The sequence below is a fragment of the Frankia sp. AgB32 genome, from assembly GCF_023243045.1.
Classification (GTDB): Bacteria; Actinomycetota; Actinomycetes; order Frankiales; family Frankiaceae; genus Frankia.
In genome coordinates this window covers 12,468-33,702 of record NZ_JALKFX010000097.1, presented here as the reverse complement: position 1 = coordinate 33,702, position 21,235 = coordinate 12,468, and the positions used below count along the sequence as shown (strand labels likewise).

Here is a 21,235-nt window from a genome sequence, read left to right as displayed (position 1 = left end):
GACCGGCCACGGCTGGCCCGCCAGCGGGCGGGGGCGGCGGCCCGGGGGGGCCGCGGCCCCTCGGCGCCGGCTCGGCGTCAGTTGATGCCGAGCAGCTCCACCTCGAACAGCAGCTCGGAGTTCGGCGGGATGACGGGCGGGAAGCCGGCCGGGCCGTAGCCGAAGTCGGGGCTGATGGTGAGAACGGCCTTCTGGCCAAGCGAGAGCTGGGGAACGCCCTCGTCCCAGCCGCGGATGACCCGGCCGACGCCGATCTCGGTCGTGAACGGGGCGCCGCGGTCCCGCGACGAGTCGAAGACCTTGCCGCTGCGCAGCGTGCCGACATAGTGAATCGTCACCGTGTCTCCCTTCTTGGGGAAGGTCGTGCCGTCCCCGGGGGACAGGGTTTCGACTGATACGCCCATGTGTGCCGAGCCCTTCATCGTTGATGGCCACGGCCCCGGGGTCCGCCCCGGAGCGCCGCGCGTGCCCCGCGGTCAGCCGCGGGAGCGCCCGGCAAGTATCCCAGCCTGGTTCCGGCCACGGTCCCGGCGGTCGGGCCCAGTGCGGTCGGGCCCAGTGCGGTCGGGCCCAGTGCGGTCGGGCCCTTGGCCGCCGGGGCCGAGAGGCACGGTGTCCTGGCGATCGGTGCCGCGGCGGTCGTCGTCCGCCCGGCGGGCGTCGCGGTGCAGGCGCAGGACGAGTGATCCCGCCATCGCGGCCGTGAACGCCTGGGAAACCAGCAGGGCCGTGGCGGTGAGCATGATGCGGCCGTCGGCCAACACAAGGATCACCACGGACAGGGGCGTGCACACGGCGAGCACCCAGACGATCCGCCGGGTGCCGGCACCGAGCAGGTACGACGCGAACAGCAGGGTGACCGACAGCGCGGTCGTCGCCAGCGCGAGCACCGGCAGCGCCGCCGCGTCGGTCGCCAGCTTCGGCCCGAACAGCACCGACACCAGCAGGTGGCCCGCGACCGCGCCGGTCAGCGCCAGCAGCAGCCCGGGGGCGACGACGATCCCCAGCGCCATCGCGAGCGCGCGGCCCGCGGGCCGGCCTTCCCGGCGCCGCCGGGCCGCCTCGGCGAGCAGGTAGTTCGCGACCGCCAGCCCGATGAACACCGGGATCTTGCAGGCGGTGGAGATCGCCGCGTAGCTGCCCGCGCCGTCCGGGTTGCGCCAGCCGACGATCACGACATCGATGTTCTGCAGCAGGGCGAGCGGTACCAGCGCCGCCAGCGCCACCGACGTGTCCGCGAGCAGTGCGTCACGGGTCCGCCGCGGGGCGGCCGGCGCCGCCGGCGCCACGGCCGGGAGCGGGCCGCCGGCGGGCGGGGACCCGACCGCCACCTCGTCGCCGTCCACGAGCGGTGCCGCCGCCGGTGGCGAGGGGACCGGCGGGGTCAGCGCCACCGTCCGGCGGGCCGCGACGGTGGCGACGAGGGCGCCGACCGAGAGCCCGAGGCCCGCGCCGTTCACGCCGAGCCCGACGGAGGCCGCCGCGATGATGCAGGCCACCCGGAAGATCGTCTCGAACACCATGTTCCGCGCCAGGCCCGGATAGTTGCTCCGGGCCTGGAGCAGGCCGCGTTCGACGCACACGCTGACCCACAGGGCGGCGCCGATCGCCGCCTCCGCGATCGCGAACGGATGCGGGTAGGCGAGCAGCGCCGCGACCGGACGGCACAGCGCGAGCGCGACCACCACGGCCCCCGCCGCCGAGAACCGCATCACCTGCCGCAGGCGGGTGATCCAGTTACGGCGTTCCCGGCGGGTGCGGTCGGTCTGGGAGAGGTCACGGTGCACGACGGCGGTGAGCACCGCGGTGCCGACCACCGCCAGCACCATGTAGATGTTGGTCTGGACGACGACGGCGCCGTACTCGGACGGCTTCAGGAGCCTGGCCAACGCCAGGTTCATGATCAGGTTGAGGAAGTTCGCGACGGCCCCGGCCGCGGCGAGCAGCATCGGTCCGCGCAGCATCTCGACGACGAGGTCCCGGCGTAGCAGCGCCGCCGGCGATCGACGCGCGTCCCGCGCCGCGGCGACGCCCGCCACCGGCCCGGCCGCCGTCACCGCGTCACCGCCATCACCGCGTCACCGCTGACATCGTGCCAACCGCTGACATCGTGCCAACTGCTGACATCGTGCCAACCGCCGTCAACCGCCGGCATCGGCCTAAACGCTGACATCGGCGGCTCCGGCTCGCAGGAGCCGATCGGCATGTCCCTCGGCGGGCCGCGGTGGCATGGCCGCGGACTCGGAGAGCTCGGCAACCGCGGCGAGGAACAGACCGACGAACTCCCGCGCGGAGGTCTCGTCCATCAGCTCGCAGGCATGGCAGAACGTCAGGTGCACCCGGTCGGCCATCCGGACCACGTGCACGGCGAGTCCCTGCGGCATCCGGCCCGGCGCGGTCAGGTGCAGGTCGAGCAGCCGCGGCCCGCCCTCGCCGACAGTGAGGTCGGTGGGCACGTGGCCGAGGTTGCTCACGGCGGCGATGGGCATGAGCGCCGGCCGGGCCGCGGCGACGGCGAGCCGCAGCGCCGCCGTGCGCACCCGCGCGAGCGTCGCCGTCGGCGCGCGGCGCGCCAGGTCACGTGCGGTGTCCGCCGCACCGCCCGCCGCACCGCCCGCGACCCCGTCCGGAGCGCCGGCTGGCGCGGCGCCTGTCGTCGGGGGCCGGGTGGCCGCGGCGGTCTTCGCCGCGACCACCCGGCTCTTGGCCGCCGACGTCCGCTCGGCGACGGTGGCGAGCAGCCGGGCCGGCGCCGCGCGCAGCGCCTGGTCACTGGCGACGAGGACGAACCCGCTGGACAGGCCGTCGAGTTCGGTGCGCGAGGGGGCGCCGAGGGCGACCCGGACCCGCAGCGTGCCGCTCGGCCGGTCGCGCAGCGCGTTCCACCGGCCGGCGGCCAGGTGGACGGCGGCGACGAGCACGTCGTTGACCGTCGGCGTGGGCCCGTCCGGCCGGCGCCGCGGCCGGGGCACGGGAATGACCTCGCGGGACAGGGCGAAACCCGCCACGCCCGGCGGGCCCGCGGGGGCGAGGAAACGCGAGGCCGGCGTGACCCGCCGCAGCACCCGGCTGCCCGCGGCCCGGCGGGCGTCGATGACCGGCCAGGGCGAGGGCACCCGGTGGTCGGCGTCGGGACCGGGACCGTGGTGGGCGGCGGGGGCGACGCCCGCCCCGGCCCCGGCCGGCGGCTGGTAGGCCGCCATCGTCTCGGTCAGCACGTTGAACAGGCCGCTTCCGTCGATCGCCAGGTGGTGCCCGACGATGCCCAGCCAGTCGCCCTGCGGGTGATGGAACACCAGCAGCCGCACCAGCGGCGCGCGGGTCAGGTCGATGCCGGCCAGCATCTCCCACCGCAGGGCGCGCCAGGCATCGTCCGGGGTGGCGACGTCGAGCTCGGCCACGGGTGCGGGGCGCGCCGTGGCCAGGATCCGCCAGCCGCCGGAGCCGGCCCGGTCCCGCAGCTCGGACCGGGTGGCCCGGTGGCGGGCGAAGACGCCCACGGTGGCCGCGGCGAGCCGGTGCGCGTCGACGTGTCCGTCGGTGCGGCCGAGCATCGCGATGATGATCGGCATCTCGGCCTGGTCGGAGGCCAGGAGAACCTGCTCGGGCTGGGTCAGGGGTCGTGTGCCGGTCACTGGTCGTCCTCCCGTGGCCGGGTGCTCCCGGCCTGCGATGTTCTTCCCGCGGTTGCCTGCGGCCCGCCCCCCACGGTCGCCGGCGGACGGCCCCGCGCGGCACAGAGCGCCGCGACCGTCGCCGCGAACGCGAGCGCGCCAGCCGCCTGGGCCGGGCCGCTGAACGCCCCCTGGCCGGTTCGCGGCGCGAGGTTCGGATTGAGCACCATGATGACGCCCGCAGCCGTCATGCCGCTCGCCGCGATCCAGGGCAGCGCCGCGGGCCGGCGCCGGGCGGCGAACGCGAGCGGTGGCAGGGCGAGTGCCGCCGGGCCGGCCACCAGCCACACGGCGAGGGTGGCGGCGGCCGCGGCCACCCACGGACCGGGCAGTCGGGACGCGGCCCGCGTCAGCCGCAGGCGCCGCGGGTCCGGGAACCGGGGATGGGCGTGCGGGTCCGAGGACGGGCGCAGCCGCAGGCCAGCGGGCAGCAGCGCGATCACCACCAGCAGCAGTACGAGGCCGAGGCCGATGGCCAGTCCGGAGCGGTAGGACCGGCCCGGGTTGTTCTCGATGACGACGGTGTCGCCGCCACCGGCCGGCACGATCCAGCCCTGCTGCCAGCCGTCCAGGCGTACGGGCGTCAGCGGGGTGCCGTCGAGGCTCGCCGTCCAGGACCGGTTCGCGTTCTCGTGCACCGCGAGGAAGGTCTGCTGGCCGGCTCCGAGGGTGACCGTGCGCCGCTCCGGCGTCCACTGCCCGACCGTCGCCGGCCGGGCGATCGCCGGCTGCGCCCCGGCCGGCTGGGTCGCTGTGGCTGTGGCTGTGGCCGTGGCCGGGGTGGCGGGGCTCGCCAGCGAGATCGTGTCGACGAGCAGGGCGGCGGTGCCCGGGAGCACGCTCAGCACATGCTGGCCGGCCGCGAGCGGCACCGTGCCGTCCGGCGTGCACAACGTCATCCGCATCGGCGCGGCCGTGGCGCGGTCGCCGGCGCGTCCCTCGACGCGGGTCGAATAGACCGTGCCGTCGATGACGACCCCGGGGCCGCGGCCGCAGTCGAGCACCGCTGGCGCTGCGGCGTCCGCGGGCGCGGGTGTTCCGGCCGGAGGCGGTACCGCGATGGCGGTACCCGCGACGGTGAACGCTTCCGATCGGGGCGTGTCGAACCGGCGGGTGATCGTCAGTTCCTCCGAGGCGTTGAACGGCTGGGTCGGGTCGGCCCGGGCGCGGTCGAACGCGTACATCACCGGGCCACTCGCCTGACCTGAGAACATCATGGTCGCGTCGGTCGGAACCTGAGCGTAGTGGTGAAACGACTGGCCGGGTACGGCAAGCTCGCGGATACCCGCTCCAAGCGCGCGGGGGTCACCGCCTGTAACATGGAGGAGGGTGACCGTGAAGCGCGAGCTCACCCCGACGGGCACCGCGAGCCGCTGGGGCCCCTCCGTCGCGGACACCGGGGTGTCAACGGACCCGTTGGGCGTTGTCACCCTGAGTACCGTTGCGACCGGGCGTCGCGGCGTGTCCGCGAGGAGCTGCACCGTCAGGTACGGCACGGTCACCGCAGTGCCGACATCGACGCGCAGCCAGGCACCCTCCGTTCTGGTGACCGGGTCGGGTTGCGCGGACCACCAACTGTACGGCAGGCCGTCGACGGCGCCGGCGGGTCCCGCCTCGGGTGCGGCCCGCAGCAGGTACCCGTACGACGACGCGGTGACCGACTTCCCGTCAAGGTAGCCGCCGACGGTCTGGTGCCCGGCGGGCGGCCGGTCGGTCCACTGCTTGACCGGCTCGGTCGCGCCGGCGGGCCGCTCGGTCGGGCCGAGCAGGTAGGACGACGTGTTGTGGACGAGCCCGAAGGTCGCGTCGCGCCGGTCGAACGTGTCGGTGACGGCGAGGCTGGTCGTCGGCGTGAGGATGTCGGCGGCCGGCACGAGGTCGGCGGCCGCGGCGACCGTGCCCCGGGTGGCGGGGTCGGCGTCCTGGCGGTCCACGGTGCGCTGGTCGCCGAGGTCCATGGCGAGGACCGTGGCGCGGTCCGGGGCGAGCAGGCCGTGCTCGGCGAGCTGGACGGTCGCCTCGGGACCCCCGGAGACGACCATGGCGTTCGCGACGGGGTAGGTGTCGACCGCGTGGGCACCGCCAGGAACCGTCCACACCTCCAGCGCGGGCGCCCGGCCGGCGTCGCGGCGGGTGGGCGCGGGCAGGATCCGTTCCCGGTCGCCGGCGCGGGCGTCGACCAGCGGCCCGAACGTCGCTCCCAGTCGCAGGCCGCCCGCCACGAGCGAGCGGTGGATCTCGTCGGTGGACGGCGGGATGTCCCAGTTGTCGTCGGCGAGGTCGTTGCGGACCAGCACCTGGCCGACCCCGGCACGGGCCAGCGCGGCGCCGAGGCCGGCGCCGTCGTCGTAGAGGGCGTTCTCGATGCCGTCCAGCCAGCGGGTCATGCCGACCCCACCGAGCGGAATGAGGCTGCGCTCACCCCACGGGGTCGACGACAGCCACTTCACCGGCTCGTCGAGCGGGCGACCCCAGTCGTACTCGGCGAACGCCGAGCCGGGCAGCAGCAGGGTGCGGCCGTTCTGCGGGTTCGCCGACAGCCAGTTCGCCGCCCGCGTCCAGTAGCCGGGGACGGCCCCGAACGAACCGGGCTGCAGCGACTTGCCCTCGAGCAGCGGAAGCATGCTGGCGACCAGCGAGACCACCGTCAGCACGACAGCGGTCCCGGCGACCGGCCGGCGCGGGTGCCGGCGGCCCCGGGCCGTCGCCGGCCGGCGGCCGGTCGACCGGTCGGCGAGGCGGTCGGTGGCGACGCCGAGGGCGTGGACCAGCCCGAGCGCCATCGGCAGGTGGGTCACCGCCTGGAACTTGAACACGTTGCGGATCGGGCTGAGCTGCCCGTCGAGCAGCATCCGCAGGTCGGCGGAGACCGGGCTGCCCAGCGCGCCCGGGTAGGCCGCCGCGACCGCGACGGTGCCGACCCCGAAGGTGATCAGCAGGAACCGCCGGGCCGGCAGGTCGCGCCGGGCCAGCCCCCACAGCGACACCGCGGCGAGGGCATAGGATCCGGCGATCACGAAACGGGCGCCGACGTACGCCGCGGCGGCCGGCAGCCAGACATTCGGCACCCGCAGGTACGCCATCCAGTCGGTCGCGGTGCGCAGCGTCTCGGCGATCGACACCGTGGACGTCGTGAGCTCGGCGGACTCGGTGAACGGCAGGAAGTTCAGCCCGTACCGGCCGAGCGCGAGCAGCCCGATCGCCCACCAGGCCGTCGCGAGCACGACCGCCACGAACCACCACGCGCGCAGCGCCCAGACCCGTCGGCTCCCGCCGGCGAACAGCAGCAGCACCGCCGGGCACACCAGCACGTCGGCGGTCACGCTCGCGTTGATCCCGCCGGTGCACAGCACCGCCAGCCCCGACAGCGCGGCGGCGCGACGCGGCGCGAGCCGGGTCGCGGCCGACACGGGCGGGGCGGCCCGCGCCGCCCGCCGGCCGCGGCGGAGGGCGTCGGGTCGCTCGCCGCCGGCTCCGTCGGGCGCACAGACCGGTCCGGCCAGGCCGGTGTCGTCCCCGCCGGCGCCGTCCGGGCGCAGCGCGAGGACCAGCGGCAGGACGATCCAGGGCAGCATCGCCGCGCCGGTCATCGCCACCGAGGTCGCGCCGATCTTGCCGAGGAACATCGGTGACAGGGCGTAGCCGAGACCGCCGAGGACCCGGCTGGTCGGCCGTCCGATCCGCAGCGTGTCGGCGAGACGGATGCCCCCCCACGTCGCCACGGTCAGCAGCAGGGCCATCCAGAGCCGCTGGGTGAGCCACGGTGGCAGGCCCAGCAGCCGCCCGGCGAGGAAGAACGGCCCCATCGGGAACAGGTAGCCGGCGATCTGGTTCGGGATGGCGCCGAAGTCGGCCGAGGAGTCCCACAGGTGGGTCGCAGCCGCCAGGAACCCCTTCGGATCGACCGCCACCGACAGCTTCGTGTCGGCGGTCAGCCGGCCCGGCGCCTGGGCCATGAACAGCGCCGCGTACGCGACCGCGGTCCACAGCAGGTGCCAGCGCGAGGTGCGCGCCGCGGCGGCCGGGTCGTCACCGGTGCCCGGGTCGGCCGCCTCGTCCGGACGGGCCGGGCCGTCGGGCACGGAGGGCGCGTCCCGCCGGGCCCGCCGACCGCGCCGACCACGGCCGGGGGCGGCCAGGTCCGGAAACGGTCCGGTCGACGCCGTGAACAGCGCGGTCTGTCCTCGTTCCCGCGGCGTTCCGGCGGTGAACTCGGGCTGCGGCACGGGGACGCCTGGCCGGCTCGCGCGTGCCGGCAGGGCCGACTGCCGTATCCGCAGTGGCCGGGTCGTCTCCCCGGGGCTCGTGCCGGCCAGGGCCAGCTCGGCCTGGTCCGCGGCCGGGGAGTGCGGCTCGGCGCCGACACCGGCGAGCACCCGGTGGCGGGGTGCCCGGGCGGCTCGTGCGGCGTGCGCCGGGTGCCGGGCGGGCGCCGCCTGACGATCGGTGGCCGGTTGACCGGCGCGGGCCGCGAGTGAACGATTCGCGCGGCGAACGTAGCGCCGGGTGCGGAGGAGTTCGGCGATCATCGCCGGGGTGTGCTGAAGCGTGTTGAATGTGCCGTCGGGTTGTTCCTGCCAGCGCACCGGGACCTCGGCGATGCGGTATCCCAGGGACTTCGCGAGGGCGAGTACCTCGACGTCGAAAGCGAATCCGGTCACCCGGGTCTGGTCGAACAGGAGCTTGGCCTCGGTGTGCCGGAATGCCTTGAAGCCACACTGGGTGTCGGCTATTCCGAGTGGCACGACTAATCGGATGAGCCATTTGAAGGCCCAGCTCCCGAGCTGGCGGGTGAAGTCGCGGTCGGCGTCGCCGCCGAGGCGCCGGGACCCGAGCGCGACCTCGGCGTGCTCCAGCGCGGACAGCAGATTCGGCAGGTCAGCGAGGTCGGAGGCCAGATCGGCGTCCATGAAGACGATCGCCTCGCCGATGGCCGCACCGACCCCGGCCCGGACCGCCGCGCCCTTGCCGCCGTTCTCCGGCAGGCTGATCACCCGGCCGTTCGGGGTGTCCCGCAGCAGCTCGGCGGCGACCCGCGCGGTCTCGTCCTTGCTGCCGTCGTCGACGACGATCACCTCGGCGTCGGGGGAGTACCGGCGCAGTGCGTCCGACAGGACGGGAAGTGACTTCGGTAGCCGGTGGGACTCGTTGTAGGCCGGGATCACAACGCTCACGGGCACCTGGTGCACACAACACCTCCTGCTGCGACGGCCCGCGACCCGCGGAGGGCGTTGAGCTGGTGCTATTGCGTGGTAGCCGGCCCTGTTGCTGGATCACTATGGCAGGCAATGTAGCGATGTGTCCGATTTCCGACTCAGTCCAGGGGTCCGCCTCTTACCGTGTGCTGAGTGGCTGGACACGGTCCGCGAGAGTCAATGGCGGAAGGTGGTCCCGTGGATGACGCCCTTTGGTGGGCGCATGCAGGACAAACGAGGTGTTCGTCCGACCCCGGCCGTTCGGGTCTCCGAAACCTCCGGCCGGATGGCCCTTTCGAGCACTGGTTGTGGAGCTTTTCGCGGGACGTCGTGCGGACGTCGAGTGTGGGATCGGTTTCCCGTGGGTGAACACGCGGCCGGAACCGGGGCCGGACCCGCTCGGTATGCTCGCCCGACCATGCCCGAAGGCCACACCGTGCACAGGTTGGCGACCGTGCATCTGCAGATGTTCCGGGGACGGACCACCAGGGTGACGAGTCCCCAGGGTCGCTTCGCCGACGGCGCCCGCCTACTCGACGGCCGGGTGCTGACCGACGCGCAGGCGCACGGAAAGCACCTGCTGCTGTTCTTCGGTGGCGACGCTGTCCTGCACGTCCACCTCGGCATCTACGGCACCTACGCCGTCGGGCCGCCACCGGCCCCCGTGCCGACCGGAGCGCTGCGGCTGCGCCTCGCCGCCGACACCGGGTACGCGGACCTGCGCGGCCCGAACGCGTGCGGACTGCTCGGCCCCGGCGAGGTGACGGCGCTGCGCGAGCGGCTCGGCCCCGACCCGCTGCGCGCCGACGCCGATCCCGAGCTCGCCTGGCGGCGGATCACCCGCAGCCGCACACCGATCGCCGCCCTGCTGCTCGACCAGGCGGTCCTCGCCGGCCCCGGCAACATCTACCGGGCCGAGGTGCTGTTCCGCGCCGGCATCCACCCGCTGGTGCCCGGCCGCGAGCTGACCCCGGCGCAGTGGGCCGAGATCTGGGCCGACCTGCGCGTCCTGATGGCCGATGGTGTGCGCACCGGTCGGATCGACACGGTCCGCCCGGCCCACACCCCCGAGGCGATGGGCCGCCCGCCCCGCGTCGACGACCACGGCGGCGAGGTCTACGTCTACCGCCGCGCCGGCCAGCCCTGCCTGGTCTGCGCCACCGAGGTCCGCGCCGAACGCCTCGCCGCCCGCAACCTGTTCTGGTGCCCTGGCTGCCAGCCGACCGCCTGACGACGCCCGCCCGTCGCCTCCGTGGCCCGCGGGCCGGGAGGTCGGAGCCCTGACATGTCCATCACAGATGTGACCCAGGTGGGTACACTGCGGAATAGTCCATAAACTTCGGGTGGGGTACATGGCCACTCGTCCGATCAGAAGCGTTCTTCCGCTCCTCACCGTTCCGGCCATGGCGGTGGCCGTGCTCGGCGTGGCATCCCCAGCGCGTGCCGAAGGGGTGAACCGACCGCGCTGCACAGTGCCGCGGGAAACGAGAAGTGTGTGGGCCTGGCCGACCGCGGCGCTGCGCCCGCCCAGCCAGGCCAGCGCGGTGACGACCGAGCGGCCGAACTCGGGCTGCACGACCAGGAGGTCGCCGTCGTCGACGACCTCCTGGAGCACCGGGGTGATGCGGTAGGGCCGGCGCGGATCCGGCGGGATCAGGCCGAGGACGTCGGCCTTGCGCGGCCCGGTGCCGGGCCCGAGGCGCGACGGCGCGGGCTGCGCGGCGTCGCGGGGAAAGTGGGCCAGGTAGCGCCGGGCCGCGAGCGTGGGGCCCGACCACGCAGGTCAGCACTCCTCGGTCGAAAAAGCAAATTATATAATTCTGAGATTCACGATTGGTGATAGAACGGCGTTCTCGGATGCGAGACTGTTGCTCTATGAGCACCCTGGAGGATCCGGCCTCCGACTCCCCGGCGGGAGTCGTGGCGTCGGACGCGGTAGCGCGGGTCGTGGAACGTTCCATGGCGGTGCGTGTCGACGCGGCGACCGAGGAGGTCCGCCGCCTCGTGCACGCGACGTACACGGTCATTGAGCGCACCGGGTCCACGGACCTGTCGCTGCGAGCGATTCTCGCCGCCGCGGGCTGTTCCAACCAGGCGTTCTACCGGCATTTCGGGTCCAAGGACGAGCTGCTGATCGCGCTGCTGTCCTCCGGGCTGCGCCGGGTCGCCGCCGAGCTGCGTGACCGCACCGGCCGGGTGGACAGCGCCACGGCGCGGGTCGACGCGTGGATCCGGTGCGTGCTGGAACAGGCCACTGATCCGTCCATCGCGAAGCAGACCCGTCCGTTCGTCGCCGGGCTGGGCCGTTTACAGGTGCGGTTCCCCGACGAGCTCGGCCAGTCCCGTGACCTGCTCATCGACACGCTGACCGCCGTCCTGCCCGGCGAGGGCCGCGACGCCGAGGCCTGGGCCACCTACGACCTGGCCTTCGGTGCCATGCAGCGCCACCTGCTCGCGCGCACCCGGCCCGAGCCCGCCGAGGTGGACAGCCTGGTGCGCTACGCCCAGCGCGCCCTCGGCGTGCTGCCGGAGTAGCCCACCGGCGCCTGTCCTGCCCTGACCGGCGCCTGGCCGACACAGGGCCGCGATCTGGGACCGGGACGACGAAACCCCCGGTCGAGCAGATCCAGGTCCGCGAGGTCGCCGATTTCCGGCTGCACCCGTCCGTGACCCGCGGACCCGTCGGTCAGCGGACGACGTCGAAGACCTGCTTCTGGATGCCGTTGCCGTAGGCCTCGAACTCGACGAGCTTCAGCGCGGTCTTGTCCTTGTCGGCCTCGCTGAACAGGCGCTTGCCGGCGCCGAGCAGCACCGGGAAGACCAGCAGGGTGTAGCGGTCGACCAGGCCGGCGTCGGCGAGGGACTGCCCGAGCGCGGCGCTGCCATGCACGCCGATCGGGCCGCCCTCGGTCTCCTTCAGCGCGGCGACGTCGTCGACGGAGCGCAGGATCGTCGCCGGCCACCGCTCGTCGTCCTGCTGGAGCGTCGTGGACACGACGTAGCGGGGCATCGCGTTGTAACCGGCGAAGATCTCCATCGTGGGCCACACCGGGGCGAACGCCTCGTAGCTGGTCCGGCCCATCAGCAGCGCCGTGGTCTCGCCCTGCTCGCGGCCCTTGATCTCGTAGGCGGCGGGGTCGAACTCGATGTCCTTGAAGGTCCACCCGGTGTTGCGGTAGTCCGGCTCACCGCCGGGCGCCTCCATCACGCCGTCGACGGATACGAAGGCGGTCACGATCAGGGTGCGCACCGGGGACTCTCCTCTGCTGCGGCCGTGGGCGTCCTGCGGCGACATCGTCGCAGGTACCCGGTGGCTCGGATCTAGGGGCTGTTACTGGTAGGACACCGCCCGGGCGGCGAACTCATCGGTGGTCCGCCGCCCGCGCCGAGATCTCCGCCAGCCCGGGATCCGCCAGCTCCGGATCACTCAGCCCCGGATCCCTCACGCGCTCGCCGGTCGGCTCCTCGTCCACCGGATCGCCGCCGGGACGACCGGCGCGGCGAGCACGAGCAGCGTCGCCACCTCGACCAGGAGACTGAGCAACGCGTCCGGGGACGGCTGCAGCCCGCGTTCGGTGAAGTTGAACAGCCCCACCGTGCGGGAGATGACGAAACCGCCGAGCGCACCAGCCGCGAGTCCGGCGGCGGCCAGCCGCAGCACCGCCGCGCCGCTGAACACCAGCAGCAGCGCGACCGCGAACGCCCCGCTCTCCTGGATCAGGAACATGTTCCCGATCTTCGGGATGACCCGGTAGCCGTCCAGGTAGAGGTGCAGGTGCACGTACCCGCCGGCGGCCAGCAGGGCGGCGGCGAGCAGCCGCGCGGCCAGCGCCGGCGGATCCGCCCGCCAGGCCCGCAGCGCCTCGCCCGCCCGTGAGCCGCCGGCCGGCGCGCCGGTTCGCGACCCGCTACCACCGTGGGTGCCGCCGGCCTGCGCGGCACTCGGCTGCGTGGCGCCGCCCTGTGCGGCGCTCTGCGGGCCGCTCACGCGAGCCTGCTGTCCACGATCGCCGGCGCGGTGTTGCCGGGGCGGTACTGGACCTCGCGGATGCCCAGCGCGGCGGCGAGCTTGCCGGCGGGCAGCGTCTGCGGGGTCGGCGCCGGGCCGACGCCGGGATGGGGCAGCGGATAGGCGGTGGTGGTCGCGGACTGGAACGTCACGTTCCCCTCCCGTTTCGTGAACAGCTGGTGGACGTGGCCGTTGAGGCAGGTCACCGAGGAGAACCGGCGCAGATGGCCGAGGACGGTGGCCGCGTCGTCCGTCCCCCAACCCCATTTCGGATACATGGCGAACAGCGGGATATGGCTGAAGACGACGATCGGAACATCGCTGTCGAGGCCGGCGACGTCCTTTCGGACAAACTCGATCTGTGTCGGGCCGAGATGCCCGAGGGCCTCCAGACTGAACGTGTTCACCAGCCCGATGAAATGCACCCCGCGGACGTCGAAGCTGTACCATCCGTCGCCCTGGGTGCCTGATCCGAAGGTCTTCAGATAGCCCTTGCCGTGGTCGCCGACGGAATCATGCTCGCCCGGCACCGTGAAGACCTCGCCGGTGCGCAGCCCGGACATCATCTGCTTCACCTGGTCGAACTGCGCCGGCGTGGACAGGTGCGTGAGGTCGCCGGTGTGGATGACGAAGTCCGGCTGGTAGGGAAGCGCGTTCACCTGGTTGATCGCCCGTTGGAAGGAGCCGGTGACGTCCTGGTTCGCGGGCCCCTTGAACCCGAGGTGGCTGTCGCTGACCTGCACGAAGTGCACGCCCTGGGCCGCGGCGGCCGGCGTGGCGCCACTCGGGTCGGACACGGCGTGCCGGGTCAGCTCGCCGCCGACCACGGTCAGCCCGACGGCCGCGCCGAACCAGGAGGCGTGCCGGGCGAGCTGGCGCCGGCTCATCCCCACGCCGGGCGCGCCGGCGCTGGGGCTGCCGGGGCCGCTGGGGCCGCTGGGGCCGCTGGGGCCGCTCACGCGGTCACCCGCACCGAGCCGAGCATGAACGGGTGGATGGAGCACAGATAGGAGTAGGTGCCGGCCTTGGTGAAGGTGTACTGGTAGGTGTCGCCGGTGTCCAGGGTCGGCGAGTGCAGCGGGCCGCTGCCGGAGCTCACGACGGTGTGGGCGTCGCCGTCCTGGTTCGTCCAGGTGACGGTGGTCCCGACCCGTACCGTCAGGTTCGCCGCGTCGAACGCGAAGTTCTTGATGGCCACCGCGTTCCCCGTGGCCGCGGGCGCGCTCGCGGCACCCGCCGCGCCGGCCGCCGCCATCGTCATCCCGGGCATCGTCATCCTGGGCATCGTCATCCCGGGCATCGCGTTCGGGGGCGGTGTCGCGGCGCCGCTGGGGACGAATCCCGGTGTCGCCGTTCCCGCCGCGCCCGGCGCGGCGGCCGCGGTGTTCTTCGTTCCGGTTGATCCACAGGCGGCGAGTATGGCCAGGGCCAGCGTCAGAAAGACCACCGCCGAAAACGGTGTCGCGCGCTTTCGGACTGTCGATTCGGTTGTCACAGCAATACCGTTCCGACCCGGTTGGGCCTTGGGGATCGCGGTCCGCGTCCGTGCGGACTCCTCACCCCTGGATAGGCAGCCGGGTTACACCTTCACGGCGTCAGGTCCGTTCGGATCCAGGTGGCGCGAATACCTGTACGACACCCGACACCTCCCGCACCTCGAATTCCGGTAGCGTACGCGGGGGAGTTTTAAGCTGGGAATGCGCGACCTCGCCGGTGAGCTCGAAGACGGTCCGGTGGCAGGGGCAGTTGAGCCGGCGCACGGCCGCGTCCAGCGCGAGTTGGCAGCCCTGGTGGGTGCAGACGCCGGAGACCGCGCGCACCTCGCCGCCGCGGCGCTCCACGAACCCGGTGACCGCGCCGAGGTCGAATGCGCGCACGCTTCCCTCGGGCAGGTCCTGGCTGGTGGCGACCGTCCACCAGGTCGCCGTGTTGGGCACGATCACGTGATCGGCGGCCGTCGTCTCCGCCCCGCCGCCACCGCGGGAGAACAGCCGGTCCGCCCCGGCGCCGACGGCGGCACCGACCGCCGTCGCCCCCGCGGCCACCGAGGTGACCCACACGAATCCCCGACGGGTGCCCCCAGGCCACGAGTTCCCCGCGCGCCGGCCCGCACCAGCGGATGGCGGTTGCGCCCCGGACCCGGGGAGCGCCTGGGGCCCTGACTCCGGCGAGCGACTGGCCTCGGCGTCCGCCGCAGCCGCGGCCGCGAGACGTCGGTGCAGGTCAGCGACGAAATCCGGGCGCGGCTCGGCGGCCCGCGGGGCCGCCGCGCGCAGGGTGAGGGCGGTTCGGATCTCCTCGGCGTCCTTGGCACTGGCGGCGAACGACCTGGGTCGGCGGCCGGCGAGAAGATCGTCGATGAACCTGCGTGCTCCGCGTCCCATCAGGCCTCCCACCGGCGCGTGACCTCGGCTGCCCGGCGCAGCGCCCGGTGCTGGAGGACCTTGGCGTTCGCGACGGTCACCCCCAGCTCGGCGGCGGCCTCCCGCAGCGAACAGGATTCCAGGAACCGCAGCCGCAGGATGCGCTGGTAGCGCGGGGACAGCTCGGCCAGAATCGCCTCGGCCCGGGCGGGCGCGTCGGCGCCGCCGCCCGGCCAGGCCGCGCCGGCGGCCTCCGGTGGCGCCGCGCCGGCGCCGCTACCCCGGCCGGCGCTGTTGCCGGCAGGATCCGGGTGTGGGCCGACGGGGGTCGCCGGGCTGAACGCCGGGGCGGCGAGTAGCGAGTCGATCGATTCGTCGTCCAACGTCGTCACCGCCACGCCGAGGGTGCGCCGCCAGTGGGCGGCGAGGGTGGTGCGGGCGACGGTGAACAGGTAGGCCCGGACCTCGCCGACGCTCGCCGACACTCGCAGCGGCCGCAGCGCGGTCATGAAGACCTCGGCGGTCAGGTCCTCGGCGTCGGCCCGATTGCCGACCTTCGCGTACATGACGCGGTAGATCCGGTCCACGTTGTCACGGTAGATCGCCTCCCAGTCGGGATAGGCGTCGTCCGAGCCCACGACCCGCAGTTTCGGGGCGTGGTCGGCACCCGGCCCGGGTGCCGTCCGGCCGGCAGAGCCGTCGCCGTCGCCGTCGACGCTCACCCACTCCTCCCGGACCGGCTGGGCCGCCGCGGCCGATCGCGCTGGGACCCGTTGTATCCGCGTTCCGCCGCCCGGCCGCATCCAGATCTCCCGCACACCAGGGGATAGGACCGGGGGTTACACCAGACGGTCAGCCGCCGCGGAAATGACCGGAGCTGAGCCTAGTACAAATGAGGCATCACTCGGCGACTCCCGGCGACACCGACGGCGCTCGGTGTCGCGTCCCCGATGCCCACGGTGGCGACCAGCTCATCCGGTCAGGCAGTGTTGGCGGGTCAGGCGCTGTTGGCAGGTCAGGCGGTGGCGGCGAGCAGGCGGCGGGTGCGGGCGCGGGCGTCGTTCCACTCGCGCCGGGTGGTGTCGATGACCTCGGCGGCGGTGGTGATGGCGTGCACGCCCGCGACCGTGTGCCCGGCGCTGCCGGCGGCACCGGGCAGGAGGCTGACGGTGACGCCGTTGGGGGCGGTGCCCAGGGTGATGTCGTCGAGGGTCGCGTCGACGACAGCGCGGCGCCAGGCATCGGTGGCGCCGCTCTCAGCGGTCGCGATGAACCGGGTACCCATGTAGCCGAGGTCGTAGCCGAGGGTGATGGCCGACCACAGGGCGGTGCCGTCGCTGATCCCGCCGGCGAGCACCAGCGGGCCGTCGTGGAAGCGGCGCACGGCGCGGGCGAACGCGAACGGGTTCGCCCAGCCGGTGTGGCCGCCCGCGCCGGCGGCCAGCAGGACGAGACCGTCGGCGCCGGCGGCGGTCGCCTTCTCGGCGTGCTTGAGCGAGGCGACGTCGGCGAACACCCGGACGCCGGCCCGGTGCAGCGGGCCGATGACCGGCACCGGCGTGCCGACACTGGTGATGACCAGGCGGACCCCGCGTCGCACCAGGGTGTCGAGGTCCTCGTCGAGCCGGGTGTTGGAGCGGTGGACGATGAGGTTCGTCGCGACCGTCGCGTCGATCTCGTCGAGCCAGTCCGCGAGCTCGGTGGTCGACCGGCAGTTGGACGTCGGGAACGCGCCGACGAGACCGGCCGCGCACGCCGCGGCGACCAGCGCCGGCGTGGACACCGTGGTCATCGGCGCGGCGATCAGCGGCAGGGCGAGACCGTCCAGCGGGTCGGTGGCGGTCACTGGGTCGGTGGCGGTCACTGGGCTGGTGGCGGTCACTGGGCTGGCGGCGGTGACTGGGCCGAACCGGCGGTGTCCGCGGCCCGTTCCGCCGCCCACTCACGCAGGGTGCCCTTGGCGACCTTGTCGAGGGTGGCGCGCGGCAGCTCGTCGATGACGTGGACGTCGTGGGGGACCTTGAAGTCGGCGAGCGCGGCCCGGCACGCCGCCAGGACTTCTGCGCGCAGCGCGTCGTGGTCGGTCCCGGCGTCCGGGCGCAGGGTGATGAACGCGACCGGGATCTCGCCGCGGATCCGATCCGCTCGGCCGACGACGGCGCTGGCCAGCACCCGGGGCACGGTGTTGACGACGCGTTCGATCTCGGCGGCGGCCACGTTCTCACCGCTGACCTTGAGCATGTCCTTGGCCCGGCCGGCGAAGCGCACCGCGCCGTCGGGGAGCTGGGTGACCAGGTCGCCGGTGCGGAACCAGCCGTCCTCGAACGCCTTCGTGGTGGCCGCCGGGTCGGCGATGTAGCCGGCGAACAGCGACAGCCCGCGTACCCCGCCGACCTGCAGCTCGCCGACCTCGCCGGGTCCGGCGTCGCGCCCGTCGGCCGTGCGGATCCGCACCTGGTACTGCGGCGCCGGCCGGCCGATGACCATCGCCTCGCCCGGAAAGTCCACGTCGCCGCACACGGGGGTGGAGACGACCTCGGTCATGCCCCACGCGGGGAAGATCCGCACGCCATAGCGGGCCTCGAAGCTGGGCAGCTCCAAACCGCCGATCCAGCTCCGGTAGCTGTGGTCGGGCACCGGCTGGTCGGCGAGGACCTCCATCATCAGGCCGAGCAGGCCGGTCACGGTGCACCGGTTGCGAAGGGAGACCTCCCAGAACCGGCTGGCGGAGAACTTCGGTTGCAGCACGATGGTGCCGCCGACCCACAGGGTGGGCAGCAGCTGCCAGGACAGCGCATGGGTGTGGAACAGGGGGGCGTAGACGAGCATGACGTCGTCCGGCAGCAGACGCCACAGCGACGAGCCGGTCCGCCCTGTCCACAGCGCGTTGCCGTGTGTGTAGAGCACCGCCTTCGGCCGCGACGTCGTCCCCGACGTGAGCTGGACGCACAGCGGCGCCCCCGGGTCGGCGGGGCGCGGCGGCGGCGCGTCGATGTCCGCGTCGATGTCCGCGGAGAGGCCCGCCGACCCGGTCAGCTCCGGCACGGTGCCGGTCGCCGGGCCGAGCAGCACCCGCCAGCCGAGCCCGGTGACGGTGGGGGAGTCGGCGAGACCGAGCCGGGGGTCGGTGACGATGCCGACCGCGCCGGTCAGGCCGATCGCGTGCGCCAGCTCGTCCTCGACGTAGCGGGTGTTGACGTCGACCGCGACCGCGCCGAGGCGCGCGCAGGCGAACCACACGTGCAGGAAACCGGGGCTGTTGTCGAGGTGGACGATCACGGCGTCGCCGACGCCGACGCCGCGGGCGGCCAGTCCCGCCGCGGTCGCCCGCACATCCCGGGCGAACCGGGCGTAGGTCCAGGTGTGCGGTTCACCCTCGCGGGGCTCCCAGACCAGGAACGGATGCTCGCCGCGTCGGCGGGCCCGGTCCTCCAACAGCGTGGTCACGTCCATGCCCACGAAGGGATGTAACGGGGGAAGCTCGACGCCTGCGATCCGGCCTATCCCGGGCACCTCCATGATCGGTCGATCGGTACGGGTGGCCGGGCCGCCGGTGACGCCGCGACGGCCGCGGGCGGTCAGTAGACGCGGAACTCGTCGAGCACGGCGTCGGCGTAGGCGGCGTCGCCGCTGAGCTCGACCCTGCCCTGGCGCGGCACCCGGCCGGTGGCCCACTCGATGAAGTCCGCGGCGCTCGTGCGGACGGTCGCCCGGACCGGTCCGTCGCCGCCCGGTTCGACGCCCTCGGCGTGCGCCAGCACCCGGTGGGTGGAACCGCCCGGCCCGGTGAGCACGAGGAGCAGAGGGTCGGTCAGCAGCTGCGCGAACCGGTCAGTGGTCATCTGCCCGATGCCGCCGATCAGCCAGCCGGTGGCCGACGCGAGCCGTGCGGCGTCGGGCTCGGGCAGGGTGCGCTGGATCGGTCCGCGGGGGGCGAGCACGTCGTGGCGGAGGTGGCAGAGGTGGTCGAACACGATCGCGCCGGACACGCTGCCGAACGGATAGCTGCCGGCCGTGCCCAGGCTGACGGGGAAGGCGGCGACCTCGTCGGTCATCTCGCCGAACGTTTTCAGCACCACCGGCAACGAGGACCGCAGCAGGTCGAGCAGTTCCGCGTCCGAGCGCGCGGCCACCTCCCGGGAGTGCGCGTCGACCGCCGCCTCGAACTCCACGCTGTCGTCCTGCGGGGTGAGCGGCAGCAGCCCGGCCACACCGCCGACGCTGATGGTGAGGTGCGCGAGCAACGTGTGCAGCGTCCAGCCGGCGCAGGCCGACGGGGCCTGCAGCTCCTCGGCGCTCAGCGCGCCGAACACGTCGATCGTCTCGGTGATCGCGGCTTCCAGCGGCGCGGTCACCGACGGCCCCCAGGCGGGCGGGAGCTGCTCGGAACGGGTCCCGTGGCTAGAAGACATAGTCCTCTCCGCTGGCGCGCAGGGTGACGTCGGTGATGGCGACGCCCAGGGGCTGGTCGATGAGACGGACGATCTGCTCGGCGACCTCGGCCGCCTGCAGCGACCAGTAGCGGACGTCGGCGGGGTCGGTCAGCCCGGCGGGCAGCGTGCCGCTGGAGAACTGGCCGATGTGCTCCACCAGCGCCGGAGCCTTGTGGGCGGCGAGCGCGCGGATGGCGTCGAAGTCGATGATCTCGGTGAACAGGTTGGTACCGAGCACCCCGCTGGGGCGGACCACGGTCACCTTGATCCGACCCTGGCTCTCCACCCGCAGCGCGTTCGACAGGGTGACGACAGCCGCCTTCGTCGCGCCGTACACCGCCGCCCCGGCGACGCCCGCGTTGCCGTACACCGAGGAGAGGTTCACGATGTGCCCGCTGCCCTGGCGGAGCATGTGGTCGTGGACGGCGTAGACGCCGTGCAGCACACCCTTGATGTTGATGTCGATGCAGCGGTCCCAGGCGTCAGCGGCCCGCTCGTGGTCGGCGAGCTGGGCCAGCGGCATGATGCCCGCGTTGTTGACCAGCACGTCGACCCGGCCGATGTCGGCGACGACCTGGTCGACAGCGGTGGCGAACGCCGCCCGGTCGCGCACGTCCAGCCCCAGTCCGCGGACCTGGTAGCCGTCCTTCGTGAGGGCCGCGGCCAGCTCCTCGGCGCCCTCGGCGTTGACGTCGAGGGCCACCGGCGTCGCGCCGCCGTGCGCGAGCTGGGTGACGAGTTCTCGGCCGAAGCCGCTCGCGCCGCCGGTGACCAGCACGACCTTGCCGTCGAGGTAGCTCATCAGCGGGCCGTCCAGACGGGGGAGCGCCGGCTGAAGAAGGCGTCGAGGCCCTCCTGGAAGTCGGCTGTCTTCAACAGGTTCTCGTGGGTGTTGTCGCTGTGTTCCCAGATGGTGCTCTCGTCGGGGGCGACCTCACGGCGGGCGATGTCCAGGGCGGCGCGCACGGCCAGCGGGGCGTTGGCGTTCACCCGCTCGGCCAGGGCCAGCGCGCCGTCGAGGGCGCCGCCGGGCTCGGTGAGGACGTTGACGAAACCGAGCCGCTCGGCGCGTTCGGCGGACAGGTTGTCGCCGGTCGCCAGCAGCTCGAAGGCGATGTTCTGCGGCAGCACCCGGGTGATCCGGAAGGCGCCGCCGAAGTCGGGCATGAGCCCGCGCTTGACCTCGGGCAGGCCGAAGGAGGCCGTGCGGGCGGCGACGACCAGGTCGCAGCACAGCACCAGCTCCACCCCGCCGCCGAGGGCGAGCCCCTCGACCGCGGCGATGAGCGGCTTGGTCCGCGCGCGGCGGATCAGGCCGACGTAACCGCCGCGTGCGGTGGGCTCCCCGGGGCCGGACTTCAGGTCGGCGCCCGCGGAGAACATCCGCGGCCCGCCGGTGAGCACGCCGCACCACAGCTCGGGGTCGTCCTCGAGCTCGTTCATCGCCTGGTCGAGTCCCGCGGTCACCTCCGCGTTGAGCGCGTTGCGCTTCTCCTCGCGGTTGATCCGGACGACGAGGACCCGGCCCTGCCGGCTGGTCTCCACGGTCACCGTGCTGCCA

Annotated in this window: 17 protein-coding genes and 1 pseudogene; 2 read left to right on the top strand and 16 right to left on the bottom strand. The window is 73.7% G+C overall.

Annotation, left to right across the window (positions count from 1 at the left end; genetic code table 11):
* Positions 1 to 77: 77 nt before the first annotated feature.
* From MXD60_RS22510 to MXD60_RS22495, 4 genes are all read right to left on the bottom strand, one after another.
* Complete coding sequence (locus tag MXD60_RS22510) at positions 78 to 404, bottom strand: FKBP-type peptidyl-prolyl cis-trans isomerase (RefSeq protein WP_248821326.1); 327 nt, start codon at positions 402 to 404, stop codon at positions 78 to 80.
* 72 nt (positions 405 to 476) lie between these two features.
* Positions 477 to 2,057: a polysaccharide biosynthesis protein gene (locus tag MXD60_RS22505; protein ID WP_248821325.1), complete on the bottom strand. Its 1,581-nt coding sequence runs from the start codon at positions 2,055 to 2,057 to the stop codon at positions 477 to 479.
* A gap of 102 nt (positions 2,058 to 2,159) precedes the next feature.
* Entirely contained in the window at positions 2,160 to 3,635 is a 1,476-nt protein-coding gene (locus MXD60_RS22500) for a hypothetical protein (protein WP_248821324.1), read from the bottom strand.
* Positions 3,632 to 8,848: an alpha-(1->3)-arabinofuranosyltransferase domain-containing protein gene (locus MXD60_RS22495; protein WP_248821323.1), complete on the bottom strand. Its 5,217-nt coding sequence runs from the start codon at positions 8,846 to 8,848 to the stop codon at positions 3,632 to 3,634. Before MXD60_RS22495 ends, MXD60_RS22500 begins: the two co-directional genes overlap by 4 nt.
* 439 nt (positions 8,849 to 9,287) lie before the next feature.
* Between MXD60_RS22495 and MXD60_RS22490 the strand changes: the two genes are divergently transcribed.
* Positions 9,288 to 10,100, top strand: coding sequence for an Fpg/Nei family DNA glycosylase (locus MXD60_RS22490; RefSeq protein ID WP_248821322.1), 813 nt, complete (start codon positions 9,288 to 9,290; stop codon positions 10,098 to 10,100).
* A gap of 339 nt (positions 10,101 to 10,439) precedes the next feature.
* On the opposite strand, the pseudogene MXD60_RS22485 reads toward MXD60_RS22490, so the two are convergent.
* Positions 10,440 to 10,613: pseudogene (locus MXD60_RS22485) on the bottom strand (acetyl-CoA carboxylase carboxyltransferase subunit); the annotation flags it as partial.
* A gap of 131 nt (positions 10,614 to 10,744) precedes the next feature.
* Here MXD60_RS22485 and MXD60_RS22480 point away from each other — a divergent pair.
* A complete protein-coding gene (locus MXD60_RS22480) occupies positions 10,745 to 11,404 on the top strand; it encodes a TetR/AcrR family transcriptional regulator (protein WP_248821321.1) in 660 nt (219 codons plus the stop codon).
* Between the two features lie 151 nt (positions 11,405 to 11,555).
* On the opposite strand, the gene MXD60_RS22475 is transcribed toward MXD60_RS22480, so the two are convergent.
* From MXD60_RS22475 to MXD60_RS22425, 11 genes are all read right to left on the bottom strand, one after another.
* Entirely contained in the window at positions 11,556 to 12,119 is a 564-nt protein-coding gene (locus MXD60_RS22475) for a dihydrofolate reductase family protein (protein WP_248821320.1), read from the bottom strand.
* A 192-nt stretch (positions 12,120 to 12,311) separates the two neighbouring features.
* Positions 12,312 to 12,857, bottom strand: coding sequence for a hypothetical protein (locus MXD60_RS22470; protein ID WP_248821319.1), 546 nt, complete (start codon positions 12,855 to 12,857; stop codon positions 12,312 to 12,314).
* Complete coding sequence (locus MXD60_RS22465) at positions 12,854 to 13,837, bottom strand: metallophosphoesterase family protein (protein ID WP_248821318.1); 984 nt, start codon at positions 13,835 to 13,837, stop codon at positions 12,854 to 12,856. The genes MXD60_RS22470 and MXD60_RS22465 overlap by 4 nt, the downstream gene beginning before the upstream one ends.
* On the bottom strand, positions 13,834 to 14,325 hold the full coding sequence (locus tag MXD60_RS22460; RefSeq protein ID WP_248821317.1) for a plastocyanin/azurin family copper-binding protein: 492 nt from the start codon (positions 14,323 to 14,325) through the stop codon (positions 13,834 to 13,836). The genes MXD60_RS22465 and MXD60_RS22460 overlap by 4 nt, the downstream gene beginning before the upstream one ends.
* 148 nt (positions 14,326 to 14,473) lie before the next feature.
* The gene (locus tag MXD60_RS22455; protein WP_248821316.1) at positions 14,474 to 15,262 is read right to left on the bottom strand and encodes a Rieske (2Fe-2S) protein; all 789 of its coding nucleotides are present in this window, start codon (positions 15,260 to 15,262) and stop codon (positions 14,474 to 14,476) included.
* The gene (locus MXD60_RS22450) at positions 15,262 to 15,963 is read right to left on the bottom strand and encodes an RNA polymerase sigma factor (RefSeq protein ID WP_248821315.1); all 702 of its coding nucleotides are present in this window, start codon (positions 15,961 to 15,963) and stop codon (positions 15,262 to 15,264) included. Before MXD60_RS22450 ends, MXD60_RS22455 begins: the two co-directional genes overlap by 1 nt.
* 293 nt (positions 15,964 to 16,256) lie before the next feature.
* Positions 16,257 to 17,105 carry a nitronate monooxygenase gene (locus MXD60_RS22445; protein WP_248821314.1) on the bottom strand — a complete coding sequence of 283 codons (849 nt, stop codon included), beginning with the start codon at positions 17,103 to 17,105 and terminating at the stop codon, positions 16,257 to 16,259.
* 14 nt (positions 17,106 to 17,119) lie between these two features.
* Positions 17,120 to 18,694: a class I adenylate-forming enzyme family protein gene (locus MXD60_RS22440; RefSeq protein WP_248821329.1), complete on the bottom strand. Its 1,575-nt coding sequence runs from the start codon at positions 18,692 to 18,694 to the stop codon at positions 17,120 to 17,122.
* A gap of 125 nt (positions 18,695 to 18,819) precedes the next feature.
* The gene (locus MXD60_RS22435) at positions 18,820 to 19,653 is read right to left on the bottom strand and encodes a maleylpyruvate isomerase N-terminal domain-containing protein (RefSeq protein ID WP_248821313.1); all 834 of its coding nucleotides are present in this window, start codon (positions 19,651 to 19,653) and stop codon (positions 18,820 to 18,822) included.
* The gene (locus tag MXD60_RS22430) at positions 19,643 to 20,476 is read right to left on the bottom strand and encodes an SDR family oxidoreductase (RefSeq protein ID WP_248821312.1); all 834 of its coding nucleotides are present in this window, start codon (positions 20,474 to 20,476) and stop codon (positions 19,643 to 19,645) included. The genes MXD60_RS22435 and MXD60_RS22430 overlap by 11 nt, the downstream gene beginning before the upstream one ends.
* A complete protein-coding gene (locus tag MXD60_RS22425; RefSeq protein WP_248821311.1) occupies positions 20,476 to 21,225 on the bottom strand; it encodes an enoyl-CoA hydratase-related protein in 750 nt (249 codons plus the stop codon). The genes MXD60_RS22430 and MXD60_RS22425 overlap by 1 nt, the downstream gene beginning before the upstream one ends.
* Positions 21,226 to 21,235 lie beyond the last annotated feature (10 nt).

Coding starts and splice junctions, on each gene's coding strand:
- MXD60_RS22510 (WP_248821326.1), bottom strand. CDS start 404: ATGGGCGTATCAGTCGAAACCCTGTCCCCCGGGGACGGCACGACCTTC.
- MXD60_RS22490 (WP_248821322.1), top strand. CDS start 9,288: ATGCCCGAAGGCCACACCGTGCACAGGTTGGCGACCGTGCATCTGCAG.
- MXD60_RS22480 (WP_248821321.1), top strand. CDS start 10,745: ATGAGCACCCTGGAGGATCCGGCCTCCGACTCCCCGGCGGGAGTCGTG.
- MXD60_RS22455 (WP_248821316.1), bottom strand. CDS start 15,262: ATGGGACGCGGAGCACGCAGGTTCATCGACGATCTTCTCGCCGGCCGC.
- MXD60_RS22440 (WP_248821329.1), bottom strand. CDS start 18,694: ATGGACGTGACCACGCTGTTGGAGGACCGGGCCCGCCGACGCGGCGAG.
- MXD60_RS22435 (WP_248821313.1), bottom strand. CDS start 19,653: ATGTCTTCTAGCCACGGGACCCGTTCCGAGCAGCTCCCGCCCGCCTGG.
- MXD60_RS22430 (WP_248821312.1), bottom strand. CDS start 20,476: ATGAGCTACCTCGACGGCAAGGTCGTGCTGGTCACCGGCGGCGCGAGC.